This window comes from Paenibacillus sp. PvP094 (assembly GCF_040546835.1).
Taxonomy (GTDB): Bacteria; Bacillota; Bacilli; order Paenibacillales; family Paenibacillaceae; genus Paenibacillus; species Paenibacillus illinoisensis.
In genome coordinates this window covers 4,195,518-4,218,307 of the sequence record NZ_JBEPOM010000001.1, presented here as the reverse complement: position 1 = coordinate 4,218,307, position 22,790 = coordinate 4,195,518, and the positions used below count along the sequence as shown (strand labels likewise).

At 47.5% G+C, this 22,790-nt stretch carries 24 protein-coding genes; 4 read left to right on the top strand and 20 right to left on the bottom strand.

What is annotated here, in order from left to right; genetic code table 11:
* Positions 1–24: 24 nt before the first annotated feature.
* The 7 genes from spoIIIAG to spoIIIAA all read right to left on the bottom strand — a co-directional run bounded on the left by spoIIIAG (position 25) and on the right by spoIIIAA (position 4,966).
* Entirely contained in the window at positions 25–663 is a 639-nt protein-coding gene (gene spoIIIAG, locus ABIC22_RS19370; protein ID WP_354483195.1) for a stage III sporulation protein AG, read from the bottom strand.
* 17 nt (positions 664–680) lie between these two features.
* On the bottom strand, positions 681–1,547 hold the full coding sequence (spoIIIAF, locus tag ABIC22_RS19365; protein ID WP_354483192.1) for a stage III sporulation protein AF: 867 nt from the start codon (positions 1,545–1,547) through the stop codon (positions 681–683).
* Positions 1,548–1,577: 30 nt separating this feature from the next.
* Positions 1,578–2,702: a stage III sporulation protein AE gene (gene spoIIIAE / locus ABIC22_RS19360; protein ID WP_430199099.1), complete on the bottom strand. Its 1,125-nt coding sequence runs from the start codon at positions 2,700–2,702 to the stop codon at positions 1,578–1,580.
* A 93-nt stretch (positions 2,703–2,795) separates the two neighbouring features.
* Complete coding sequence (gene spoIIIAD / locus ABIC22_RS19355; protein ID WP_095359283.1) at positions 2,796–3,185, bottom strand: stage III sporulation protein AD; 390 nt, start codon at positions 3,183–3,185, stop codon at positions 2,796–2,798.
* Between the two features lie 32 nt (positions 3,186–3,217).
* The gene (spoIIIAC, locus tag ABIC22_RS19350) at positions 3,218–3,421 is read right to left on the bottom strand and encodes a stage III sporulation protein AC (RefSeq protein ID WP_017687585.1); all 204 of its coding nucleotides are present in this window, start codon (positions 3,419–3,421) and stop codon (positions 3,218–3,220) included.
* Positions 3,422–3,450: 29 nt separating this feature from the next.
* Positions 3,451–3,969, bottom strand: coding sequence for a stage III sporulation protein SpoIIIAB (spoIIIAB, locus tag ABIC22_RS19345; RefSeq protein WP_095359284.1), 519 nt, complete (start codon positions 3,967–3,969; stop codon positions 3,451–3,453).
* Complete coding sequence (gene spoIIIAA / locus ABIC22_RS19340; protein ID WP_127537930.1) at positions 3,962–4,966, bottom strand: stage III sporulation protein AA; 1,005 nt, start codon at positions 4,964–4,966, stop codon at positions 3,962–3,964. The genes spoIIIAB and spoIIIAA overlap by 8 nt, the downstream gene beginning before the upstream one ends.
* A 263-nt stretch (positions 4,967–5,229) precedes the next feature.
* Here spoIIIAA and ABIC22_RS19335 point away from each other — a divergent pair, with 263 nt between their 5' ends.
* Entirely contained in the window at positions 5,230–5,979 is a 750-nt protein-coding gene (locus ABIC22_RS19335; RefSeq protein ID WP_354483188.1) for a 2-phosphosulfolactate phosphatase, read from the top strand.
* Between the two features lie 74 nt (positions 5,980–6,053).
* On the opposite strand, the gene ABIC22_RS19330 is transcribed toward ABIC22_RS19335, so the two are convergent.
* The 5 genes from ABIC22_RS19330 to ABIC22_RS19310 form a co-directional block, all read right to left on the bottom strand.
* Positions 6,054–7,307, bottom strand: a complete 1,254-nt coding sequence (locus tag ABIC22_RS19330) for an aspartate kinase (RefSeq protein WP_354483185.1) — start codon at positions 7,305–7,307, stop codon at positions 6,054–6,056.
* 190 nt (positions 7,308–7,497) lie between these two features.
* On the bottom strand, positions 7,498–8,055 hold the full coding sequence (efp, locus tag ABIC22_RS19325; protein WP_095290413.1) for an elongation factor P: 558 nt from the start codon (positions 8,053–8,055) through the stop codon (positions 7,498–7,500).
* Positions 8,056–8,369: 314 nt separating this feature from the next.
* Positions 8,370–9,443, bottom strand: coding sequence for a M24 family metallopeptidase (locus tag ABIC22_RS19320; protein WP_127537928.1), 1,074 nt, complete (start codon positions 9,441–9,443; stop codon positions 8,370–8,372).
* A gap of 39 nt (positions 9,444–9,482) precedes the next feature.
* On the bottom strand, positions 9,483–9,926 hold the full coding sequence (gene aroQ / locus ABIC22_RS19315; RefSeq protein WP_095290410.1) for a type II 3-dehydroquinate dehydratase: 444 nt from the start codon (positions 9,924–9,926) through the stop codon (positions 9,483–9,485).
* A 77-nt stretch (positions 9,927–10,003) separates the two neighbouring features.
* Positions 10,004–10,579: a YqhR family membrane protein gene (locus ABIC22_RS19310; RefSeq protein ID WP_127537927.1), complete on the bottom strand. Its 576-nt coding sequence runs from the start codon at positions 10,577–10,579 to the stop codon at positions 10,004–10,006.
* Positions 10,580–10,792: 213 nt separating this feature from the next.
* On the opposite strand from ABIC22_RS19310, the gene ABIC22_RS19305 reads away from it, so the two are divergent.
* A complete protein-coding gene (locus ABIC22_RS19305) occupies positions 10,793–11,785 on the top strand; it encodes a DUF1385 domain-containing protein (RefSeq protein WP_336780685.1) in 993 nt (330 codons plus the stop codon).
* A 5-nt stretch (positions 11,786–11,790) separates the two neighbouring features.
* On the top strand, positions 11,791–12,135 hold the full coding sequence (locus ABIC22_RS19300) for a hypothetical protein (protein ID WP_354483179.1): 345 nt from the start codon (positions 11,791–11,793) through the stop codon (positions 12,133–12,135).
* A 58-nt stretch (positions 12,136–12,193) separates the two neighbouring features.
* Here ABIC22_RS19300 and ABIC22_RS19295 read toward each other — a convergent pair whose 3' ends face one another.
* The 3 genes from ABIC22_RS19295 to mntR form a co-directional block, all read right to left on the bottom strand.
* Positions 12,194–13,192: a patatin-like phospholipase family protein gene (locus tag ABIC22_RS19295; RefSeq protein ID WP_354483176.1), complete on the bottom strand. Its 999-nt coding sequence runs from the start codon at positions 13,190–13,192 to the stop codon at positions 12,194–12,196.
* An 83-nt stretch (positions 13,193–13,275) separates the two neighbouring features.
* A complete protein-coding gene (locus tag ABIC22_RS19290; RefSeq protein WP_354483173.1) occupies positions 13,276–14,874 on the bottom strand; it encodes a family 10 glycosylhydrolase in 1,599 nt (532 codons plus the stop codon).
* A 210-nt stretch (positions 14,875–15,084) separates the two neighbouring features.
* Positions 15,085–15,513, bottom strand: coding sequence for a transcriptional regulator MntR (gene mntR, locus ABIC22_RS19285; protein WP_095290400.1), 429 nt, complete (start codon positions 15,511–15,513; stop codon positions 15,085–15,087).
* 217 nt (positions 15,514–15,730) lie between these two features.
* Here mntR and splB point away from each other — a divergent pair, with 217 nt between their 5' ends.
* Positions 15,731–16,801 carry a spore photoproduct lyase gene (gene splB, locus ABIC22_RS19280; protein ID WP_127537923.1) on the top strand — a complete coding sequence of 357 codons (1,071 nt, stop codon included), beginning with the start codon at positions 15,731–15,733 and terminating at the stop codon, positions 16,799–16,801.
* Between the two features lie 136 nt (positions 16,802–16,937).
* Here the strand turns inward: splB and ABIC22_RS19275 are convergent, their stop codons facing one another.
* The 5 genes from ABIC22_RS19275 to metG all read right to left on the bottom strand — a co-directional run bounded on the left by ABIC22_RS19275 (position 16,938) and on the right by metG (position 22,692).
* Complete coding sequence (locus ABIC22_RS19275; RefSeq protein ID WP_127537922.1) at positions 16,938–17,651, bottom strand: cytochrome c biogenesis CcdA family protein; 714 nt, start codon at positions 17,649–17,651, stop codon at positions 16,938–16,940.
* 47 nt (positions 17,652–17,698) lie between these two features.
* Complete coding sequence (locus ABIC22_RS19270; protein ID WP_095290395.1) at positions 17,699–18,502, bottom strand: metal ABC transporter permease; 804 nt, start codon at positions 18,500–18,502, stop codon at positions 17,699–17,701.
* A 46-nt stretch (positions 18,503–18,548) separates the two neighbouring features.
* Entirely contained in the window at positions 18,549–19,307 is a 759-nt protein-coding gene (locus ABIC22_RS19265) for a metal ABC transporter ATP-binding protein (protein ID WP_354483168.1), read from the bottom strand.
* A 56-nt stretch (positions 19,308–19,363) separates the two neighbouring features.
* Entirely contained in the window at positions 19,364–20,299 is a 936-nt protein-coding gene (locus ABIC22_RS19260; RefSeq protein ID WP_246058249.1) for a metal ABC transporter solute-binding protein, Zn/Mn family, read from the bottom strand.
* Between the two features lie 362 nt (positions 20,300–20,661).
* A complete protein-coding gene (metG, locus tag ABIC22_RS19255) occupies positions 20,662–22,692 on the bottom strand; it encodes a methionine--tRNA ligase (protein ID WP_127537920.1) in 2,031 nt (676 codons plus the stop codon).
* Between the last annotated feature and the right edge of the window lie 98 nt (positions 22,693–22,790).

The window sequence follows — 22,790 nt, the reverse complement described above, 5'->3', positions numbered from 1 at the left end:
CCATTCCACTTGGATTGCGCTTGACTAGTCCTGCTTACGCGGCACGACCGATATTCGGTATGCAGCGACATTCAGTCCTTTTTCCACGGCATCGGTTATCAAATCCTTCACGACTTTGTTTTCGGCGCCTTTGGCAACGACGAGCACCCCCCTGATCTGTGGTTTGAGCTTTTTCGTAACAATCGGTGTCTGATCCCCTGAAATTTCATAAGTAATGATCTCGCCATCGCGGGTATATTGGGTCATGTGCCTCTTGCCTCCGTTTGCATCCGTCTCCTCGGTCAGCTGCTGCGAATCTTTTACGTTTCGTTGTACGACCAATTCCTCGGTTGAGTCGACAGTGACCATGACATCCACCGTTCCTACACCAACGATGTTTTCAAGTACACCCTTGATCTTGTCTTCAAATGCGAATTCTATGGCCTGAAACGGATTTTGATCTGCCGGATCAGTTGGTAAAGACGCCATTGATGCTACCGGATCCGGGGGTTCTCGTCCGATGTTCTCGGAATCAATCTTTTTCACATTGACGAAGGAGTTAAACAGCATAATTCCTACTCCGATCAGGCCCAGAATGATGAGCCAGCGGAACGTCTGGCTTCGCCTGGCTCCGCCTTCGCCTCCACCGAGCAGGCCTTCAATCTTTTTAAGCCATCGCTTCATCGGATACCCTCCTTTTTTTACAACGCCTGAGCGCTTTTCTGTTCCTTCACCTGTACGTTGGTGGCATCAATATCCCACTTTTCGGTGAGAAGTGTAATAATTTGCACAGCTTGCTCGGAGCGGGACGACCCTTGTTCTTTTTGATCATTGCCTCCAGAAGCTCCACTCACAGGTTCGGATACGGTCCCATTCGTTTCATCTTGGTCCAGAGAACCTTCATTAACTGCATGTTGGTTAACATTCTCTTTGCCCACCTCAATCTGTACTTCAGGCACCTGTACCTGTCCAATCTCGATTGGCTTTGGAGATGAAGCTGCTTCAGAAGAATCCCCAGCTTGTTCAGATTCAAACACCGGGCTGGAGTTTACCGCTGTACCTTGCTGTTCAGCATCATTTCGCTTTCCGCTCCCAGGAGGGGACATTTGCACGATGACACTTTTAATCACGGGCAGATCCCCTGCGGAAGAAGCCTCTGTATCGGCCTGGCGTTTGGACATGACCAACTGGACTTCAACGGATTGAACCCGTTCTCCCGTCGTTTCCTCGATCTGCCCTTTCATCACACTCGCGAGTTCCCGTGCCGTCCACTGCAGGGATTGTTCCTGCTCATTCGATTGCAGCTGCCTGCCTTGAGCCAAGATCTGTTCCAGTGTGACATTCCCATCCGATGGTGATTCCATGGCTGTCATGGCCCGCTTCAGTTCACCAACCGGATCACTCCGCAGCAGCTTGGTAATAGGAGACAGGAGTGTTAGGAGGATAAGGAGGCTCAGCACAAGCTTGACGTAACGCTCCATGGAGCGGTTGGGTAACAGCATATCCACGAATGTTGCCAGCAGTACGATCATGATCAATTCCCGGAGCCAAGTGCTCAGCCACCCCATCCTTCCAGCTCCTTTCCCGAGATCACCTGCTCATCTCATCATGATTGTCAGGTTGCCCGCAGTAAGCAGTATCGTAATTGCCAGAAAAAACATCAATCCCACGGCAGCCAGAGCTGCGAAGACATATATCATTGATTTCCCTATGGCTTGCAGGCAACCAACGATCGGCGTATCTCCTAACGGCTGCATGATTGCTCCCGTAATGTTGTAGATAAGGGCAAGTGTCAATATTTTCAGCGCAGGAAACGCACATAAAAACAGAATGATAATGACACCCGTTAGGCCAATGGCGTTTTTGACCAGCATGGAAGCCGTGATAACCGTGTCTGTTGCATCTGCAAATGTTCTTCCCACAATGGGGACAAAATTGCCTGCGATATACTTGGCGGCTTTGAGGCTTACGCCATCTGCAACGGAGCTTGAAGCCCCCTGTACTGAGATAACTCCGAGAAACATCGTCAGCAGAATGCCGAGTAATGCAACGCTAATGTTGCGAAGCAGATCTGCCAGTTGAGTCAGCTTATATTTGTCTGATATTGAACTGACAAGGTGCAGTACAGCCGAGAAAAATAATAGCGGAAATACAACGATGTGAATCAGCGTGCTGACCAGATGGATCATGAAAATGATCAGCGGATGCGTAACAGAAACGGTAATGATGTTTCCCATGGAAGCCAGGAGCGTGAATAGTAAAGGCACCATAGCCATCATAAAGTTGACCATACCTTCAATGGCTTCCTTGGCATATCCAATGGCTACGCTGAAGCTGTTAATCGCAATGACGATGATGACCATGTAACAAAGGGAGTAGGCGATTTTACTTATGTTGTTTTTCTCAAATGCGGTCTGCAGTGTTTCCAAAATCATGCTCAGCACACTCAGCATCACGATGGTGACGAGCAGTTTGCCGTTATATAAAATCTCATGCAGCATGAAAGTGCCAATGGCCACAAACACTGATTTTAGACTGAATCCCTCATTCCCCGGGATAAGCATATCCATGAAAGAAGGGGTCTTCCCATCCGGAAAAAAGCCACCATATTGCTGCATGAGCTGATCCCAATATTTCTCCACTTGATCCTTGGGAAGCTGATCGGCCTGCTGCTGCATCCATTCATCCGAGGGTGAGCTTGAGCCTGCTGCAACCTGTCCCATTATGGCAAACAGAAAACACAGCACCAGCACAATTGTAAGACGCCATCGCTGCTTGTCTTGCATCATGTTCATTTGCTGTATGCACGCCTCCTTCTAGACCGGCATCAGCTTCATGACGGTTTCAATAATAATGCTGATGATCGGAATAGCGAGTACGAGGATCAATACCTTACCGGCAAGTTCAATCTTGGAAGCGATGCTCTCCTGCCCGGCATCTCTTACAATCTGAGCACCGAATTCGGCAATGTATGCTATACCAATAATTTTCAACACCGTTTTCAGATAGATATTTTCCATGCCTGAATTTTCGGCCAACCGCTTCAGCACCTCAATCACAGCGCCAATCTTGCCAATGAGCAGCATGAAAATCACAATGCCTGTCGCAGCCGCAATCAGAAAGGCAAACATCGGCTTCTGTTCCTTAACGATGAGAATAAGAACTGTTGCAATCAGGGCTAGACCCACGACTTGGATAATTTCCACAGGTCACCACCATCCCGGCTTCATGACCGTTTTCATTGAAACAGAAAGATCGATTTGATCTCTTGCAGCAGGCTGTCCAGCATGCGAACAACCATGAACAATACAACGACAAAACCGATCACGGTCACCCAGTGCGCCATATCTTCCTTTCCCATTTGTTTCAGCACCGTATGAATCATCGCAATGATGATTCCGATGCCCGCAATTTGGAAAATTGCGTTCACTTCTAGATTCATGACCTTGGCACCTCACTATCGCGGCAATTTCAAAAGATCAGAATGACGATTAACGCTCCGACAAGCATCCCGAGACTGCGGCTCATCCGTTCGTATTTCATTTGATCGGCTTGAGCACGGGATTCCTCATGCATAAGTTGTTGAATGGCTAGCGAAATGTGTTTGGTCTGATCCTGACGGTCGCTGGTGCCAAGGCTGTAGCTTAATTGCAGCATGACTTCCCTCTCATCTGCTTTCATCGCTGATTTTCCCCATGCTTGTTCAATTCCGGACTGCAGACTCTCTCGTGCCGTGTGACCCAGCGGAGGCTCCATTTGCTTGGCTGCATGAAGAAACAGGGTTTTGACAGGCTCTCTGGTTTGAACTCCCATTTTCCCCATCGCATCGGGAAGCGGGGTCAGTCCGTAGTTGATCTCCGTCATCAACCGCTGCAGGGCAGCAATTAATTCTCGCAGCTGTCTAGGTCTGAGCGCATACTGTTTGGCACGGTAGAAACCCGCGAGTGTGCTGGCAAGCAGAATCATTACAGCACCCAGCATGTTAACCAAAGGCTTCACCTCCTGCCTCGGTCTGCTGAAGACCTCGCATTTTGCCATCGGCCACCTTGAAGCTCATGCCTCGGCTCGTCCGCTGCAGCTGAACATAACGCTGAAACATCTGTGCTGCGATTAAGGTGCGCAATGCAGGCCTGGAAGACAGCTCGGACAGATCCCGGCCGTGGGCAGTTGCAATAACCGAAACACCGGAATGCAGTGCCTCCATCACAGCTTCTGCATCTTCCGGACGGCCGATCTCGTCCACGATAAGCACGTCTGGCGACATGGAACGAAGCATCATCATCATGCCTTCCGCCTTGGGACAACCATCCATGACATCGGTTCGGGGACCGATGTCAAACCCGGGTACACCTTTATAACTTCCGGCGATCTCGGATCGCTCATCCACAATGCCAACCTTAAGACGTGGCCTTAGCCCCTGAATCAGCTCACTGACACCTGTTAGCTTGGTTCCACTACTGATTTGTCTGGCCAAATCTCGCAGCAACGTCGTTTTCCCTTGCTGAGGCGGTGAGAGTATCAACGTGTGGAATACCTGTCCGCTCTTTAGATCCAACAGGTGGGGCAGGATTCGATCAGCTACCCCATGTACTTCCCGAGCTACCCTGACGTTGAAACCATTAATATCACGCAAATATTCCACTCGGCCGCCGCTTAGCACCGTTCTGCCGGCCAATCCAATTCGGTGGCCTCCCGGAATGGTGATGAATCCTTTGCGCAGCTCTTCTTCCAGCGTATAGAGCGAATGATTGCTGATCAGATCCAGAAGCCGGTGTGTTACCTCTTTTTGAGGAATATAAGCTTCTTCAGGCTTCGCTGTCGTGCTGCCTTGTGCGGTAAGGAAGTGATAGGCGTTCCCAGCATTGATCTCGAGCGGCCTTCCTTCGCGGATACGTACTTCCTCCACTTGTTCCAATATAGCGGGCGGCATCCTTCCCAGAATGGTTCGAATCGGTTCCGGAAAGAGATCCTTCCAGTTCACCTTCATGAATAGGACCCTCCAACCTAAAATCGTATTTACCGCGTATCAGGTGCTTGTTCCTATCTCAAGTCTATGCCTGTACATTCAATTTATGACGCTGAAATCTAGCATTTCTTTCAGAACAGGCATGAGAGTCAAATATCATAGATCCAGCTTCTTCTAGGCACCCGTCTATATCATCATGCATATAGTGCTTGCAGACAGGTGAAATCCATTCCGGAGGGAAGACAGTACCATCTATCCCCAATTGAAGAGAGGAGTTGTGGGGAGTGCAAGTCGACGTGGTAGGCAATGTGAACGAAGTTCGAAGAATCGATATCGCAGGGCGAAGTGCCGTTGTAATCGACGTGCTGCGTACAACAAGTACAATCGTTACAGCCTTGGCCTATGATGCTGCGGGTGTCATCGCGGTGGAGACCGTTCCTCAAGCCAAACAGATGACTGTTAAAGATTCGATTCGCGGAGGGGAGCGTTTCAACAAAAAAATCGCTGGATTCGAGGTGGGCAATTCCCCCTATGAATATATGACGCAGGAGATCGCGGGTAAAACCGTGATCCTGACCACTACCGACGGGACACGTGCGCTGATCAAAGCTTCCAGGGCAAGACATGTGCTGGCGGGTTCATTTCTGAACGTGCAGGCTGTTGCAGCTGCTCTCTGCCTGCTCCGAAGAGACGTTCTGTTGTTATGTGCAGGAGATCAGGATGAATTCGCACTGGAAGATGGATTGTGTGCAGGATGCATTATTGAAGAGCTGTACCGTCAGTCCCATTACCCTATCAGGCTGAACGATCTTGGCAAGGTACTGCATCAGGCGGTTACCCAGTGCGAGGACACTTTACCGGATCTTGTCCGTGTATCTACAGGTGCAAGGCGGCTTGACAAATTGGGCAGAATGCATGACGTCACCTACTGCTCCCAGTTAAACGTGCTCGACTGTGTACCAGAGATGAGAGAAGATCATCGTATGGAATTGTTTCGGGGCTTGGAGGGAGAAAGAATATCCAAATTACTGTGAAGCATAAAAAAGGTGTTCTGTCGCCTGGATGGCGATACAGAACACCTTTTGTTCATTTATACATAGGCATCAAATTATCTGCGAACTTGTGGACCGCCAACGACAGCCTGTTCTGCCGTGTCGAGATCATACGCTGTGTGCAGTGCTTTGATCACATCATGAAGTTTGTCACCATCGATGACGCAAGATACCTTAATTTCGGATGTGCTGACCATTTTGATGCTCACACCTTGAGAAGAGATCACTTGGAACATTTTAGCTGCAACTCCTGGATGGCTGACCATGCCAGCACCCACGATTGATACTTTAACCAAATTATCTTCCGATGTGACTTCACGGTATGGCAAACGGCTGTGAAGGCCCTCTAGGACACGCAGCGCGTTCTCGCGATCAGACAGTGCCACCGAGAATGAGAAGTCTGCTTTACCGTCCATCACACCACTTTGTACGATAATATCGACATCAATCTGTTCAGATGCAAGTGCACCAAACACCTCGGCAAGAACTCCCGGTACGTCGGGAACTCCCAAAATACTGATACGAGCCACATTTTTGTCATAGGCAATTCCGCTTACCACGACGCCTTGTTCCATTGCTGCTTCCTCCTTCACAACCGTTCCTTCATTATGGTTAAAGCTGGATCTTACAATCAAAGGCACACCGGAATGCTTCGCGTATTCAACCGCACGCGGGTGCAGCACTGCGGCCCCTAGGTTTGCAAGTTCCAACATTTCGTCATACGAAATTTCCTTAAGCTTGCGTGCGACTTTGACAATCCGGGGATCTGTCGAATAGATTCCGTCTACATCCGTATAGATCTCACACGCATCCGCCTTGATGGCTGCTGCCAGCGCTACTGCCGTTGTATCCGATCCACCGCGACCAAGTGTTGTAATTTCTCCATCTTCGGTCATGCCCTGGAATCCTGCAACGATTACAATATTGCCGTCCGCAAGCGCTTCATTCACACGTTCCGGATGGATATTATTAATTCTTGCTTTTCCATGTACCGGTTCAGTACGGAAGCCTGCTTGCCATCCGGTAAACGAAATTGCCTTACGTCCCAGTGCCTGAATGGCCATGGATAATAGCGAAATCGAGATCTGCTCTCCTGTGGTCAGCAGCATATCCATTTCCCGCGCAGGCAAATCACTGTTCAGCAGCTTCGCCTGATCAATCAGATCATCTGTCGTGTCTCCCATAGCCGAAACCACAACCACACACTGATGTCCTTCATCAGCTTTCTCTACAACACGTCCGGCTACACGCTTCATGCGTTCCGTATCTCCGACCGAGCTGCCCCCAAACTTCATGACGTACAATGACAACGCAAATCCACTCCCTACCTTGTGCAGTATGCATAATTATGTCCATCGCCATTATTCTCTCCGAAAAATGACTTTAACCCAGTATATTACGAAAGTGACTGATAGGCTAATCTTTTTTCGAAAAAACCCTCTGCCAAATCATTGGCAAAGGGTTGAAATCATTGTGTATTTTGCTTACACCCTGTGAAAGTTACGCGCGGGAAGAGTATTTACCTTCACGTGTATCGATCAACAGCACATCGCCTTCGTTGATGAACAATGGCACTTGTACGTTCAGGCCAGTTTCCACTTTAGCGTTTTTGGTAGCACCTTGAGCAGTGTTACCTTTTACGCTTGGCTCAGTCTCGATAACTTTCAACTCTACGCTTGTCGGCAGGTCAATACCAAGGATCTCACCTTGGTAGCTAACGATTTTTACGTTCATGTTTTCTTTCAGGAAGTTCAATTCCCATTCCAGTTGGTCGCTTGTCAATGTGAACTGATCGTATGTTTCGTTGTCCATGAACGTGTGCTCTGTGCCACTTGCATACAGGTAAGATACGCCACGGTTTTCGATGATCGCACGGCCAATCGTTTCACCTGCACGGAATGTACGCTCAACGGTGTTACCGTTACGCAGGTTTTTCAATTTGGAACGTACGAAGGCAGCGCCTTTACCTGGTTTAACGTGTTGGAAGTCAAGTACAGTGAAGATATCTCCATCCACTTGTACGGTCAAGCCTGTTTTAAAATCGTTTACTGAAATCACGAAAAATCCCTCCTGATATGGTTGAAAAGTAGGCGATATAAGACGATGGTTAATTTATAGGTCGGTTCATCTCTGAATTGCTGACCATGTGCTAGAGTGGCCGTTACGGGTTCGGATCGTTCCTCTGATCGCTGTTGTCTCCTCATTTTCTTAATTAGACTTAGCTAAGGTCGAAAATGAGGAGACAAACGCGAACGCTTCGCTTCTTCAGAATCGATTCCGCCCCTTCACTACTTTTGCAATGATCCAGAACAATCAGCAATAACCTGTACCTAAAAAATAAAAATCGTATTATATCGCTAGTGGCTAGAATGTTAGCCGATAACGGTGAACTTCTTGTCCGACTTCGTTAAGATATGAATGCCTGTTTCCGTGATAACCACGTCATCCTCAATACGCACGCCGCCAAGTCCATCAATGTAGATTCCCGGTTCAACGGTTACAACCATGCCCGGTTTCAACACATCGTCACTTAGTTTGGACAGGCGCGGAGCTTCGTGAACTTCCATACCCAAGCCGTGGCCTGTGCTGTGTCCGAATTGATCTCCATATCCGTATCCTGCAATGATATCACGTGCCAGCGCATCTGCTTCCCGTCCGGTCATGCCCGGTTTCAGGTTTTCAAGCGTATGTAACTGGGCTTCCAGTACAATATCATAAATTTTACGCAGCTCTGGTACAGGTGTACCCGTTGCAATCGTGCGTGTCAGATCTGAACAGTATCCGTCAAGCAATGCACCAAAGTCAAATGTAATTAGCTCATTTTGTCCGATGACCTTGCTGCTCGCTACGCCATGCGGCATTGCGGAACGTTCACCCGAAGCTACAATGGTGTCGAAGGAAGAGGATGTCGCTCCATGCTTGCGCATGAAAAACTCCATTTCCAAATCCACTTCACGCTCAGTCATGCCCGGTTTGGCAAACTGCAAAACGTGGCTAAACGTAGCATCGGCCAGATCAGCAGCTTTTTGCATTACAGCGATTTCATCCTCATCCTTGAAGATGCGAAGTTGTTCCACGATGCCGGATACAGCTTTCAATTCAATGGATTGAAGTGCTTCAGCATAAGCGGAGTGCGTGCCAAATGTGACCGTATCCTGCTCGAAGCCAACCTCTTTGATGTTTGCTGATGCCAGCAGTTCCCGCACCGATTCCATCGGTTTTGGTCCATGCTCCACAACGGTAAATCCTTTTGCTTGCTGCGGTGCCTGTGTCATATAACGAAAATCAGTCAGCAGATAGGCTTCCTGTTCCGTAATCAGCACATATCCCGCTGACCCTGTAAAGCCCGTCATGTAACGACGGTTGATCGGGTTCGTAATCAGCATTGCGGTGAGTTCGCGCTCACGCATGGCCTCACGCAACTTATTTACTCGTTTGTTTTCCATCGGTAACCCTTCTTTCTCTCACATTCCCGGGTCCCCGGCTCAGGTTTGTTTGTCCAGATGACGCACGAGAGCCAGCAGCCCCAGTTCATAGCTTACTTCGCCAAATCCGGCAATCTGCCCGATTGTTTCTGCAGCAATCACTGAATGATGTCTGAAAGCTTCGCGTGCATGAATGTTGGATAGATGTACTTCCACGGTAGGCACTTTGACTGCATTAATCGCATCACGTATAGCATAACTGTAATGTGTGAACGCTCCGGCATTCAGCATGATTCCGTCTGCATCGTCCATCGCAGCATGAATACGATCAATGATGTCTCCTTCGTGGTTGGATTGATAAAAAGCGATGGAGACGCCAAGCTCCTCAGCCTGTCTGCGAATCTTGTCTTCAATATCCTTCAGACTAAGCGTTCCATAGATGCCAGGTTCACGTATACCGAGCATGTTCAGGTTCGGGCCATTGATCACAACAATCCGTTTCATAGCTGCTCCATCCTTTCTGCAAATAACCATCTGCTATTTTAACACAGCCATTGCCGGATTGAGAAGCTTTTTTGCGGCTATGCTCCCGCTTTCTCGGGCTCGCGTTTCCGTTCGTCCGTGTACTCCATGGCTACGGTATAGCCGATGAACAGCCCCCACAGCAAAAAGAAGCAAAACTCAGTGATAATGGAATCCCAAGTCAGACGGTTTATCGGCTTCACCATGTCCAGTTTGGGGCCAACCAGTACAAAGATGATAAGCCACCAAACGATCCCGTAACCAATACCGGGCAAGGGGCCTTTCCATTTTCTCAGTGTATATGTGTAAATTAGTGCAGCCACAATGGAGAACACAATGAAAAACAGCCAGCCTGTCAGATGCCCTGCAGCGGTATAGATGTACTCATGTTTGAAAAAGGGCTCCGCCAAAAAGCCTAACGGGACGATACTGAAGTGAAGCAGGTAGTTTAGCCAATGTATCCCTCCCCAAATAAAGCCTGCAAAGAAACCAAGCTCCACTGCAAAAGAAAACGGTTTGGTATAATAATGCTGCCCCTGGCGCTGCTTGGAGCGTCTGCCCTGATTCGCCTGAATTTCCGCATCCCCATGCTTTGTATCCACATGAGAAGCGTGTCTATCCGTATATTCTGCCATCTATATTCTCCTTTGCCTCAGTCATCTGTGTCTAAATACAACCAGATTTCGATCATTCTCTACCGGGTAGTATGTTCAGAACAGGACAAACTTAACAACAACATCTCCAGGTTTGTCCCTGAAACTAGAAATCGGTCTCAAAATTCGATACAATAAGGATATCAAACTACCTTTGAACCTGAGGGTATAGAACAGAATAGGAAGGTGAATAATTTGCCTCAACAATCCAAGCCTGTCAGCTACGGGGGGCAAGCTGTCATTGAAGGCGTAATGTTTGGCGGTAAACATGTCAACGTTACAGCTGTTCGAAGAAAAGACGGCGAAATTACGTATCTGGAAGTTCCCAAGCAAGACAAGACCTGGGTCATGAAATTGCGGCGGATTCCGTTACTGCGCGGGATTGTCAGCATTATAGATTCAAGTGTCAAAGGAAGCAAACATCTTAATTATTCTGCTGACGCTTATGCTGATGATGAACTCGAACCTGAAGAGAAGGCGAAACAAAAAGAAAAAGAAGGTTCCGGCTGGAGCCTTAGCATGATTATTGGTGTTACCGCGGTAGCCATTCTATCCTTCCTTTTTGGTAAAATTGTGCTCACGCTGCTTCCTGTCGTCATTGAGAATTTTTTGTTTAAAAATGCATTCGACAATCAGTTTTTGCATAATTTACTGGAAGGCGGCATTAAGCTGATTCTGCTTCTTGCTTACCTGTGGTTGATCTCACAGACGCCAATGATTAAACGACTATTCCAATACCACGGAGCGGAGCATAAGGTCATTAGTGCTCATGAAGCCGGTGAGGAACTTACACCTGAGAATGTTCAGAAATACAGTCGACTGCACTACCGCTGCGGAAGCAGCTTTATCATGCTGACGGTGATTATCGGAGTTTTCCTGTATTCCCTTTTCACCTACGACAACCTCTGGGAACGGATGGGACAGCGCTTGCTGTTACTGCCTGTTGTCCTCGGGATTTCATTCGAACTATTGAAGCTGACCAACTCGGTGCGTGACATTCCCGTACTGCGTTATCTCGGATACCCTGGACTTTGGCTGCAATTGCTCACTACCAAGGAGCCAACCAACGAACAGGTGGAAGTGTCCATCGCTTCATTTAACCGCATGCGTGAACTGGATGCGCAGCTTGCCAATGTATCAGCTACGTCCGAAGTACCTGTTGCAACACTCGATCCTGTGAAAGGGTGATTGATATGAATAAGCAGGCGGTCATGACTATCGTTTTTTGGGCAGCCATTGCTCTTGCTGCATTTGGAATAATAAGCACACTGGGAGACAGAGGTATTCTCGGGTTGATTATTCCTGTTGTCGTTCTTGGGGCTATATTCCTGCTTTATAAGTTCCCACCGGCGCGTTGGGCACGTAAAACCAAGCCCAAGATCAAACCTTCGGCACGCACCATGGCTAAGATGAAGGCTCAATCCGGGTCCGGAGCAAGAAAAAGCAGCGGTTCCTCCAAAAAACGGAAAGATTATCCCTTTCATGTCATTCAAGGAAATAAAGGAAAAAGCGATGACGATATTCCCAAGTTTCACTAGTTTTTATATGCAAAGTAAAAAGCACTGCTTCGTAACAGGAAGCAGTGCTTTTATTTGGTTATACAGGCGTTAAAGGCGGCGTTTGAGTTTTTTTTCGCTCTTCTCTTTTTTGTTTATCCAACTGCTCATCATAGAACTTTGTGTTCCACCGACTGAAAAACTCCGTACCTGCTGCAACACCCGATAAATACAATGCAGTACTTTCCTGTACGGACAGATTAAACTGTGTCGGCTTAACGCCCAGGGTTGGTATTTTAATCGTTCGGAAACGGTTAATCTGCTCAATATATCGCTCATCATGCGCTGTGAGCATCGTCTCAACCAATGCCTGAAGCATGCTTAAAGGACCTTTGATTCTGCTAGGCTCCCCCTCCGTCTTGCCAACCAACTTGAAACCGATCGTGGGAATGATGTCTCCATCGCGCGCTGTACGTTCCCCGTCAAACAACCATAACGGAAAATTACTAAGCAATCCTCCGTCCACGACATACACGAACTGATCGGGAAAACGCATGCCTTTGGACATCACAGGTGACCTGCGTATACCCACCGGATCGAAAAAATATGGAATACTGCAGCTCATTCTTACAGCCTTGGCTACTTCGAACTTATTAGGATCAATACCGAAACGCCGTATATCATCTGGAAGTACAAGTATAGTCCCGTTCGAGATATCTGATGCGGTAATCAGAAGCTTACCTGGTGGCAGGTCTGCGAATGTTCGAATTCCTTTTTGCTTGAGCATGTTCCCAATCCATGATTCAAGTGCTTCACCTGAATATAAACCCTTTTTCAAAAACAGCCTTGCCGCTGGTCCAATCCAGCGTATATCAAATATAGGTGAACGCCGCAGCAATGAGACAAAAGGCGTATTCTCTATGATGGATTTCATCTCTTCCGCTCGATATCCTGCGGCAATCAATGAAGCTACAATCGATCCGGAGGACGTCCCTGCAACACGATTGAACTGGACACCATAGTCTTGTGCACTCTGCACGGCACCTGCAAGCGAAATTCCCTTTACGCCTCCGCCTTCAAACACCCCATTGATTAACATATTAAAAACCCCCGTTCTCCAGGCAGTCCATTCCTACTGCCACTCTATGAGAACGAGGGTTGGTCATATTACGCTAAAATGAACTAAAGTCCATAATATGCTTTTAATTTCGCAATCAAGCCCAGCGGATTCTTCGTCAAATACTGCGAGCTAAAGTAAATATCGCCTTTGATCGTATCGTATTTCTCATTGTACACGAGCTGATCAATAATTTCCTGGGAAGTCTGCCAGCCAACCTCAGGCGTACCCAGCTTATAAGGCGAGTGCCCAATATACAGTTTAACGTCGGTATTAGCGACTTCGTTTGCCCACCAATCCACCACTTTGTCATAGCGTGCTGCACTTAACGTCATGCTCCAGTATACTTGCGGTGCGACATAGTCAATCCACTCCTGTTTGATCCATGTACGTACGTCCGCATTCATACTGTCATAGGCAGTTACTCCCGCTTTGGTATCGGAACCTGTGATATCGACAGCCTTATTGCGCCATACACCAAAAGGGCTGATTCCATACTCTACACCAGCTTTTACCTGGTGGATGCTCTCACCCAGCTGTTTAACAAACTGATTGATATTATCCCGTCTCCACTCGGCACGGTCTTTGGTATTCAATGTGTTATAGGCCTTAAAGGCAGCGTCATCGTTAAACGTTACGTTAGAAGGATAAAAGTAATCGTCCAGGTGAACACCATCAATATCATATTGGTTTACCACTTCCATAATAGTGTCGATGATATGCTGTCTGGCTTCCGGAATTCCTGGATTAATGTAAAGATTACCAGATGCATTCACGATCCAGTCCGGATGCAGTTTGGAAACATGATTGGCAGCAAGTCCGGTTGTGCTCGCCGAGTTGGTTGCTCGGAACGGGTTAAACCAGGCATGGAACTCCAGTCCCCGTTTATGAGCCTCCTCAATCATGAAGGCAAGCGGGTCGTATCCTGGATCCTTGCCCTGAGTCCCTGTTAGCACACTATTCCATGGTACAAGACCTGAAGGATAGATGGCGTCTGCATTGGCCCGAACCTGAACAAATACGGCATTGATTCCCATGTCTTTGAGCGTATCCAGCTGTTGAGTATACTCCAGCTTTTGCTTTTCCACATTGCCTTTGGCACTGGAGGAAGGCCAATCACCGTTCACTGTTGAGATCCATGCACCTCGCATATCATCCGTGCTTGGCGTACTGCCTGTTCCTCCTGGATTTGCCGGGGTAGCCGGGTCTGGCGTAGGAGCGTCTCCTGTCGTCAAACGAATTGTCTGTTCTGCCTGATTCCAATTCACTGTAATTCCAAGGTTTTCACTAACGAATCGAATCGGAACCAAAACACGGCCCTTCTTCAGTTCAACCGATGCATCCAAATCGACTGCGATACCATCTACCGTCGCTTGCTGGCGTCCACTGGTCATGGTAATGACCGATTCGGATTTCTTGATCGTTACGGTCCTCGAAGCCTGTGACCAAAGGACGGACGCTCCCAATCCTTCACTAATTACACGCAGCGGCACCATCGTCACATTCACTTTGGGCAAAATGTAGGGCGATACATCGGATTCCAAACGTTGACCATCCAGATAAATATCAATCTCTTTTTGTGAAGCAGCCTGCGCACTCAACCCAGCTGTCTGTAAACCCAGCACGAAAATGAGCAGCAGGATCAAACCATTACGAAACTTCATCAGTACAATCCTCCATCATCATTAAAATTCTCGGCAAATTCTGCTAGTTTAATAGACGCTCCAAAGGATTGGTTAGTTGCGATAATTCACCAAATTATGGGCAACAAAAAAACAGAGGGTATCTCTCCGCCATTTACAACGACAAAGATACACCCTCTGTTTTTAAAAGTTTAAGCTCTTAAGGACCTCTGTGAATGGTCCTGTGCTGCCTCAGGATTCGGTATTGCTCATGAGTTCCTGAATATTTTGCAGATCACGCAATCGGCTCTCGTCCTGACGGAAATATTCTACCAGAGACTCGATGCAGGTAATGGAGTCCCAACTTAGATGATGCTCGATTCCTTCCACATCCTTGTAGATATTCTCTTCCTGAACACCGATCGTCGTCAAAAATTGTTCAAGCAGATGATGGCGTTCCATTAAACGTTTCCCCATCTTTTTCCCTTTTGGAGTAAGTACCAACCCGCGGTACTTTTCGTAAATCAGGTACTCGTCTTTGTCCAGCTTTTGGATCATCTTGGTCACCGATGAAGGATGCACTTCCAATCCTTCAGCTATATCTGACACACGAGCATAGCCCTTTTCATCAATCAGTTTGTATATACGCTCCAAATAATCTTCCATACTGGGCGTTGGCATCTGCTTCCCTCTCTTCTCTCTGACCGGCAATATTCTTGCCTGATCCCTATCTTATAATGATACATGTTATCAATACGCATTGGCAAGTCTTGTACGAATCAATCGCTATGTCGTTTGTAACACATGGGCGCTTCTGATCCGGTACGCAAGTATTGGCAAGGGTGACTCCTGCCCATGTGGGCAAACTAAGCGAGTTCCTATTGAAAGGAGTGATTCCGTGAGTACAAGTGTAGCGCAGCCCCCGGTTCGCAAAGCAAAAGGTACTAAACCCTTTATTCCCGATTTGGTCTATTTTGAACCCGGTGCGCTGGAATATGAGAAGGGCAAACGGATTATGGAATGGGTCACTTCCAAAGAAATTCCATATCAGATGACGACCTCCCATAACCGGATCACCAATCTGCCTGGTGAAACAGAGCAGGAAAAATACCGGATGGCGAAGCGGACCCTGGTCGTAGGTGTGCGCAAAACACTCAAATTTGATCAGTCCAAACCTTCCGCTGAATATGCGATCCCTATCTCAACGGGATGCATGGGCCATTGTCATTATTGTTATCTTCAAACCACGCTTGGAGCCAAGCCTTACGTCAGGGTGTATGTAAATACCGATGAGATCATTCAGGCGGCCAAAGGCTATATCGATGAGCGAGCACCTGAAATCACCCGATTTGAAGCAGCCTGTACTTCCGATCCGGTAGGACTCGAGCATATTACCGAAAATTTGAGTGATTTGATCCGTTTTATGGCGGATGAGGAATACGGACGTTTGCGGTTTGTGACGAAATATCATCACGTGGATCCATTGTTGAACATCAAACATAACGGTCATACCCGTATCCGGTTCAGTGTTAATTCGGATTATGTCATCAAGAACTTCGAGCCTGCTACCTCAAGGTTTGAAGAACGTATTGAAGCCGCAGGCAAAATCGCGCATGCGGGGTACCCGTTAGGATTTATCATCGCCCCCATCATGTGGTATGACGGATGGCAGGAAGGATACGCTGAGCTTTTACAGAAGCTTGCCGACACGCTTCCGGAAGATGCCACGAAGGATCTAACGTTTGAAATGATTCAGCATCGATTTACCAAAACGGCAAAAGCCACCATTGAGAAACGCTACCCCAAAACCAAGCTCGAAATGGACATCGAGAAAAGAAAAATGAAATGGGGCCGTTGGGGGCAGTATAAATATGTGTACAAGGATGACCAACAGGACGCACTACGTGAGTTCATCACAGAGCAAATTTTTGAACACTTCCCGTTAGCGAACATTGATTACTTCACCTAAGTACTGACATCATATCCACGGTAGTGGCGATCAAAAAAGCAGGTTACATGGGACAGAATGTGCTCTGGCCTTCATGTAGCCTGCTTTGCTTATTTTCATACATTAAATAGATAAATGGCCTTAACTGATACTTTGCTCAAATAATCATCCAATCGGGTGTAATCTGCTGCAGCCATATGGTGATTTTGGTCATTTGATCCGTGAATAGCAGCACACCCAAAAACAGCATCAGCGCTCCACCCGCTTTCATCATCACATTGGAATATCGCAAGATCCAGCGTGTCGAACCGATGAAAAAGGCAAGGATGAAGAAAGGTAAAGCGAATCCCGCCGTATAGCCGGTGATCAAGGCCAGCCAGGTTGTCGGTTCACTCGCAGCCATCGCAATGATCGCTGTCAGGATAGGTCCGATACACGGCGACCAGCCTGCTGAGAAACCAATCCCGAAAATAAAAGAGCCCAGGTAACCTGCTGGCTTCCATTTTAAATCCATCTTGCGCTCTTTCATCAGAAACTGCGGTTTGAATACCCCTAGCAGGAATAAACCCATGAGCATAATTAAAATGGCAGATAACTGACGGATCAAATCACGGTTATCATTGAAAAATCGCCCAAACAATCCTGCTCCAAGTCCAAGCGAGTAAAAAACAGCCGAGAATCCCAAAATAAACGCCAGCGTGTGCGTTAACGTTTTAAGCCGTACTTCACGCTGATTGCGATCGTCTTTTAACCTTTGTACTGTCATTCCCGTAATGTAGGATAAATACGAAGGGTATAGTGGAAGACAACACGGTGATATAAATGAAGCCAATCCTGCGATAAAAGCCAGCCACACATTAACATCAGGCATGAAGCGGTGGTCTCCCTTCCCTGGGGCTCACTTGCACGCGTATTTCTTCAGGCTCGGAACCCTTTTTTTCCAATCATCGTAAGAATCAGCATCATGATAAGCAATAATACAATCGTTGCTCCTGGAGCCAAATTCCAAATTCCTGCTACCACCAGACCAATGACTACTGCAATCTCCCCGATAACAACCGAGAGAATAATGGCCGACTTGAAACTGCGAGCCATAAGCAAACTTACCGCAACAGGAATGGTCAATAGTGCTGACACCAGCAGTGCCCCCACAATCTTAATCGCAGTACTAATCACCAGAGCCGTCATCACCGTAATCAGCATGTTAAGCAATTTTACAGGCAGTCCTGTAACTGCCGCAGCGTCTTCCTCAAAACTGAGCAGGAAAAACTCCTTATGTAGCAGCGCAACAACGATGACTACAATCAGCGTTACCACTCCAACCAACTTCAAGTCAGTAGAGTCCAGTGTATAAATGCTGCCGAACAAGTAACTCATTACATCCGTATTGTACCCTTTGCCCAGTGTAAAGAACAACGAAGCAAGCGCCACGCCACCTGACATAATAATAGCAATGGATAACTCGGCATAAGTCTTATATGCCTTGCGCAGCTTCTCTATGGCAAAGGATGCGAGCACAGCAAAGACAAGTCCCACTGCAATCGGATAAACCTCAATCAAAAAACCGAGGGCAACCCCCGCAATCGTTACGTGAGATAGGGTGTCCCCGATCATGGACAAACGCCGCAGCACCAGAAACAGTCCAATCAGTGGAGCTGTAATACCGATCAGCAATCCTCCTGCCAGTGCACGCTGAAAAAAATCACTCATTAAAATCTCCAAAACACACGACTCCTTCAGCCTTGTCTAATCTAGTTGTACAATATCATTATCGTACCAGGGCAGTAGTATGCTGCAAATTGGTCTCGGCACAATCCTCCACCTCATGCGAATGACGAACATGAAAGTTGATTTTCCCGTTAGTTGCAGCCGCTTCTGAACCAAGATAGTTCTCCATCCGGTCCATATCATGTGAAACCATCAGGAACGTCATCCGGTGGTGTTCATGCATATGGGTTATGAGCTCAAAGAAACTTGCTTGAGACTCGGCATCAATCCCCACTGTAGGTTCGTCCAAAATCAACAAATCCGGGTGATTGATAAGCGCACGTGCCAGAAACACACGCTGCTGCTGTCCTCCGGACAATTGTCCAATCCGTTTGTTTGCCAGATCCTCGATACGCATAACCTCCAGTGCATCCGTGCACTGCTGCTGCGATTTGCGAGTCATCCTGCGGAACATATTCTTATTGTTGTACAAGCCAGACATGACCACTTCCCGCACGGTTGCAGGGAACAATGGATTAAATGCATTTTTTTGCGGGACATAGCCGATCCGTTCCCAATCCTTGAATCTGCGAATCGACTGTCCGAACAATTTGATATCCCCCTGCGCTGGAGTCAACAGTCCCACCAACATGCGCAGCAGTGTCGTTTTTCCCGCTCCGTTTGAACCTATAATACCGACAAAGTCCCGTTCCTTGACCATAAAATCAAGATTTTCGATCACTCGCTGGTCACCGTAAGAGAAAGATAACTTCTCAATCTCAATGATTGGATCATGACATAGTGGCATGATTTGCTGCATGGCAAAGCCGCCCTTCATTATATATAAGGATTGCAAAACGAATCCTTCAGTCTATCTTATTTTAATGCGATCAGCAGATTTTGCAAATTTTTCTCCATCAGGGTGAAATAATCATCCCCATTGGCCGCCTGTTCCTTGGTAAGCCCTTCAACCGGATTCAGCACCATCGTTTCCACACCGGCTTCGCCAGCGAGTGTTTTGGCCAATTTGTCGGAGACCAGCTCTTCGAAGAAGATGTACTTGATGCCCTCTTCCTTCACAAGCTTGGACAGATTCACAATATCCTGACCTGTTGGTTCAGCATCCGGGGATAGCCCCATGATCGCATGCTGGGTCAAACCATAATCACGTGCAAGATATCCAAATGCTTGATGGGACACAACAATTTCTTTATTGGAGACTTTGGATAATTCGTCCGTAAAGCGCTGATCTAGCGCTTCGAGTTTGGTGCGAAGTTCCTCATAACGCTGTTCGTAACCATCCTGATGATCAGGATCTACTTCGACCAGACTATTTTTGATATTTTCAGCCATTACGATAGCCGACTTGGGACTTACCCATGTATGAGGGTCCACATGATGGTCTGCAACGTCCTCTGTGCCTGCTTCTTCTGCGTGTTCGTCTTCATGCTCTTCTCCATGGTTATGCCCATCATCACCTTCAGCAGTCAGCAAGCTCACTCCATCACTTACAGCCACAGACTTCACTTGAGTATCGCTGTTAAGGGACTTGAGAAAGTTAGGTACCCATCCTTCAAGGCCTGCACCGTTGTATAGGAACAATTGTGCCTTGGAGGTGTTTACAATGTCCTGGCTCTTTGGCGTCCAGTCATGGGGTTCAACGCCGGTTGGCAGCAAATTAATAACGTTTGTGTCTTCACCGCCGATGGCTGTTGTAAAAGCATATACAGGATAAAAACTCGTGATCACATTCACTTTGCCTTCCTCGATCTTGGCACTTTCCGAATTACTTTGTCCGCACGCCGACAACATGAGCAAACTGAGAATAAGCAAGCTGCTCCATAACCATTTCGTTCTGGTTTGGCCACGTTTGCTTGTATGCTGTATCCGGGTACCCCTGGTTTGAGTTGTTTCATTATACCATTTCACTATTGCTTCACTCCGCATCTCTTAATCGTAAACATTACTGAAAGAATTATAGGTAACCTGAACGTGGTTGTCAAGCGGTCGGGTCCTATTTATTCTCCCCTGGAGCGCAGAGTTCATAACAGTATATGCTTGTTTTCCTACGTTATTAGCAGGGCAATCAAGAGGAAAGAAAAAAGCGACCCGATAGCATCGGGTCACCTTCATTCTTCATATAATCAAGCGTCGGACTAAATGTTCAGCAAAATTTATTTTACTTGTGCACCATTAGGCATATTGTCCGGCACCGTAGCCAGTGTTAATTGGTCTCCATGAGATGCCGCCAAAATCATACCTTGGGACAGCTCACCGCGCAATTTTACTGGTTTGAGATTCGTTACACAAATGACTTTGCGTCCAACCATCTCTTCGGGGGAGTAGAACTTCGCGATCCCTGATACGACCTGACGCTGCTCATAACCGAGATCCAGCTGCAATTTGAGCAGCTTATCGGCTTTTTTGACCGGTTCACAGGCGATAACCTGTGCTACACGCAGTTCCACTTTGGCAAAATCGTCGATGCCGATTTCTTCCTTGCTCTCAGGTGCAGTCACAGGTTCGGAAGCTTGAGCAGAATCACCAGCATTACCTTGTGCGCCATCCGCTTGCGGTTCCGCTTTTTTGCCTCCGGTCATGGCTTCAGCAATATACGCAACCTCCTGCTCCGAGTCGAGACGAGGGAAGATTGGGTCACCCTTTTGCAGAGCATTTCCCGCTGGAATGACACCCCACTGCTTAGACGTATCCCAAGCTGTAAGTTCGCCTTCCTGAATACCAAGCTGTTCCCAGATTTTATGCGGAGCACGAGTCAGGAACGGCTGCAGCAAGATGGAAGCAATACGCAGACTTTCGATCAAGTGAGACATAACGGATGCGAGTTCATCCCGTTTCGCTTCATCGCGTGCCAGAGCCCAAGGCTGTGTCTCATCAATATATTTGTTACTCCGGCTAACAAATTGGCTGATCGCCGTCAGCGCAACGGAAAATTGCAGATTTTCCATCGCCTGCTCCACTTTATCCACCGCTGCAAGGCCGGCTTCTTCCAGTGAAGCATCGAATTCCGTTACACCCGAAGTAAATGCAGGTGCCTTGCCTTCAAAATATTTATCCACCATCGCAACGGTACGGTTGAGCAGGTTCCCCAGATCATTGGCCAGATCCGAGTTCACACGCTCTACAAAGCTCTCTGGAGTGAATGTACCATCCGAACCAAATGGAACTTCACGCAGCAGATAATAGCGCAGTGCATCCAGGCCGTAACGGTCAATCAGGGTCACTGGATCAACAACATTGCCCTTCGATTTGGACATTTTGCCGTCCTTCATCAATAACCAGCCATGCGCAAATACTTTTTTCGGCAAAGGCAGGTCAAGTGCCATCAGCATGATTGGCCAGTAGATGGTATGGAAACGAACGATTTCCTTACCTACCAGATGAACGTCTGCAGGCCAGAACTGGTCATACAGTGATGAATCGGATGATCCGTAGCCGAGAGCCGTAATATAGTTGGACAATGCATCGATCCAGACATATACGACGTGCTTCGGATCGCCTTTGACTTTAACGCCCCATTCAAACGTTGTACGGGAAACGGCCAAATCTTCCAGACCCGGCTTGATAAAGTTGTTGATCATCTCGTTCTTGCGGGATTCCGGCTGAATAAAACCAGGATTCTCTTCATAATATTTCAGCAAACGATCTGCATATTTGCTCATGCGGAAGAAATAGGATTCCTCTTTGACAAGTTCTACCGGGTGTCCGCTATCCGGACTTTTGGCAGCGACAATTTCACCCTTCTCATTCTTCTCTACATCAACCAGTTGGGTTTCCGTGTAGTAGGTTTCATCTGGAATGCTGTACCAGCCCTCGTACTCACCCTTATAGATATCTCCCTGTTTAAGCAAACGATCGAAAATATCCTGTACAACTGTTTTGTGACGTTCTTCCGTTGTACGAATGAAATCGTCATTGGAGATATCCAGCTTGTTCCACAGCTCCTTGATGCCTACAACGATGTCGTCTACAAATGCCTGTGGTGTCTGCCCCTTCTCCTGAGCCTTGCGTTCAATTTTCTGTCCGTGCTCATCGGTTCCTGTCAGGTAACGCACTGCATAACCGCGCAGACGTTTGTAACGAGCCATTGCATCTCCAGCTACCGTTGTGTACGCATGCCCAATATGCAATTTGTCACTCGGATAATAAATCGGCGTCGTCAGATAAAATGTTTTTTGATCAGTCATGAAAGACTTCTCCTCCTTCATATGTCATGCTTGCTTTCGCGTTCTTAACTAAAAAAGAACACAAAAAACTCCCGCCCCTATGGGACGAGAGTAGATCT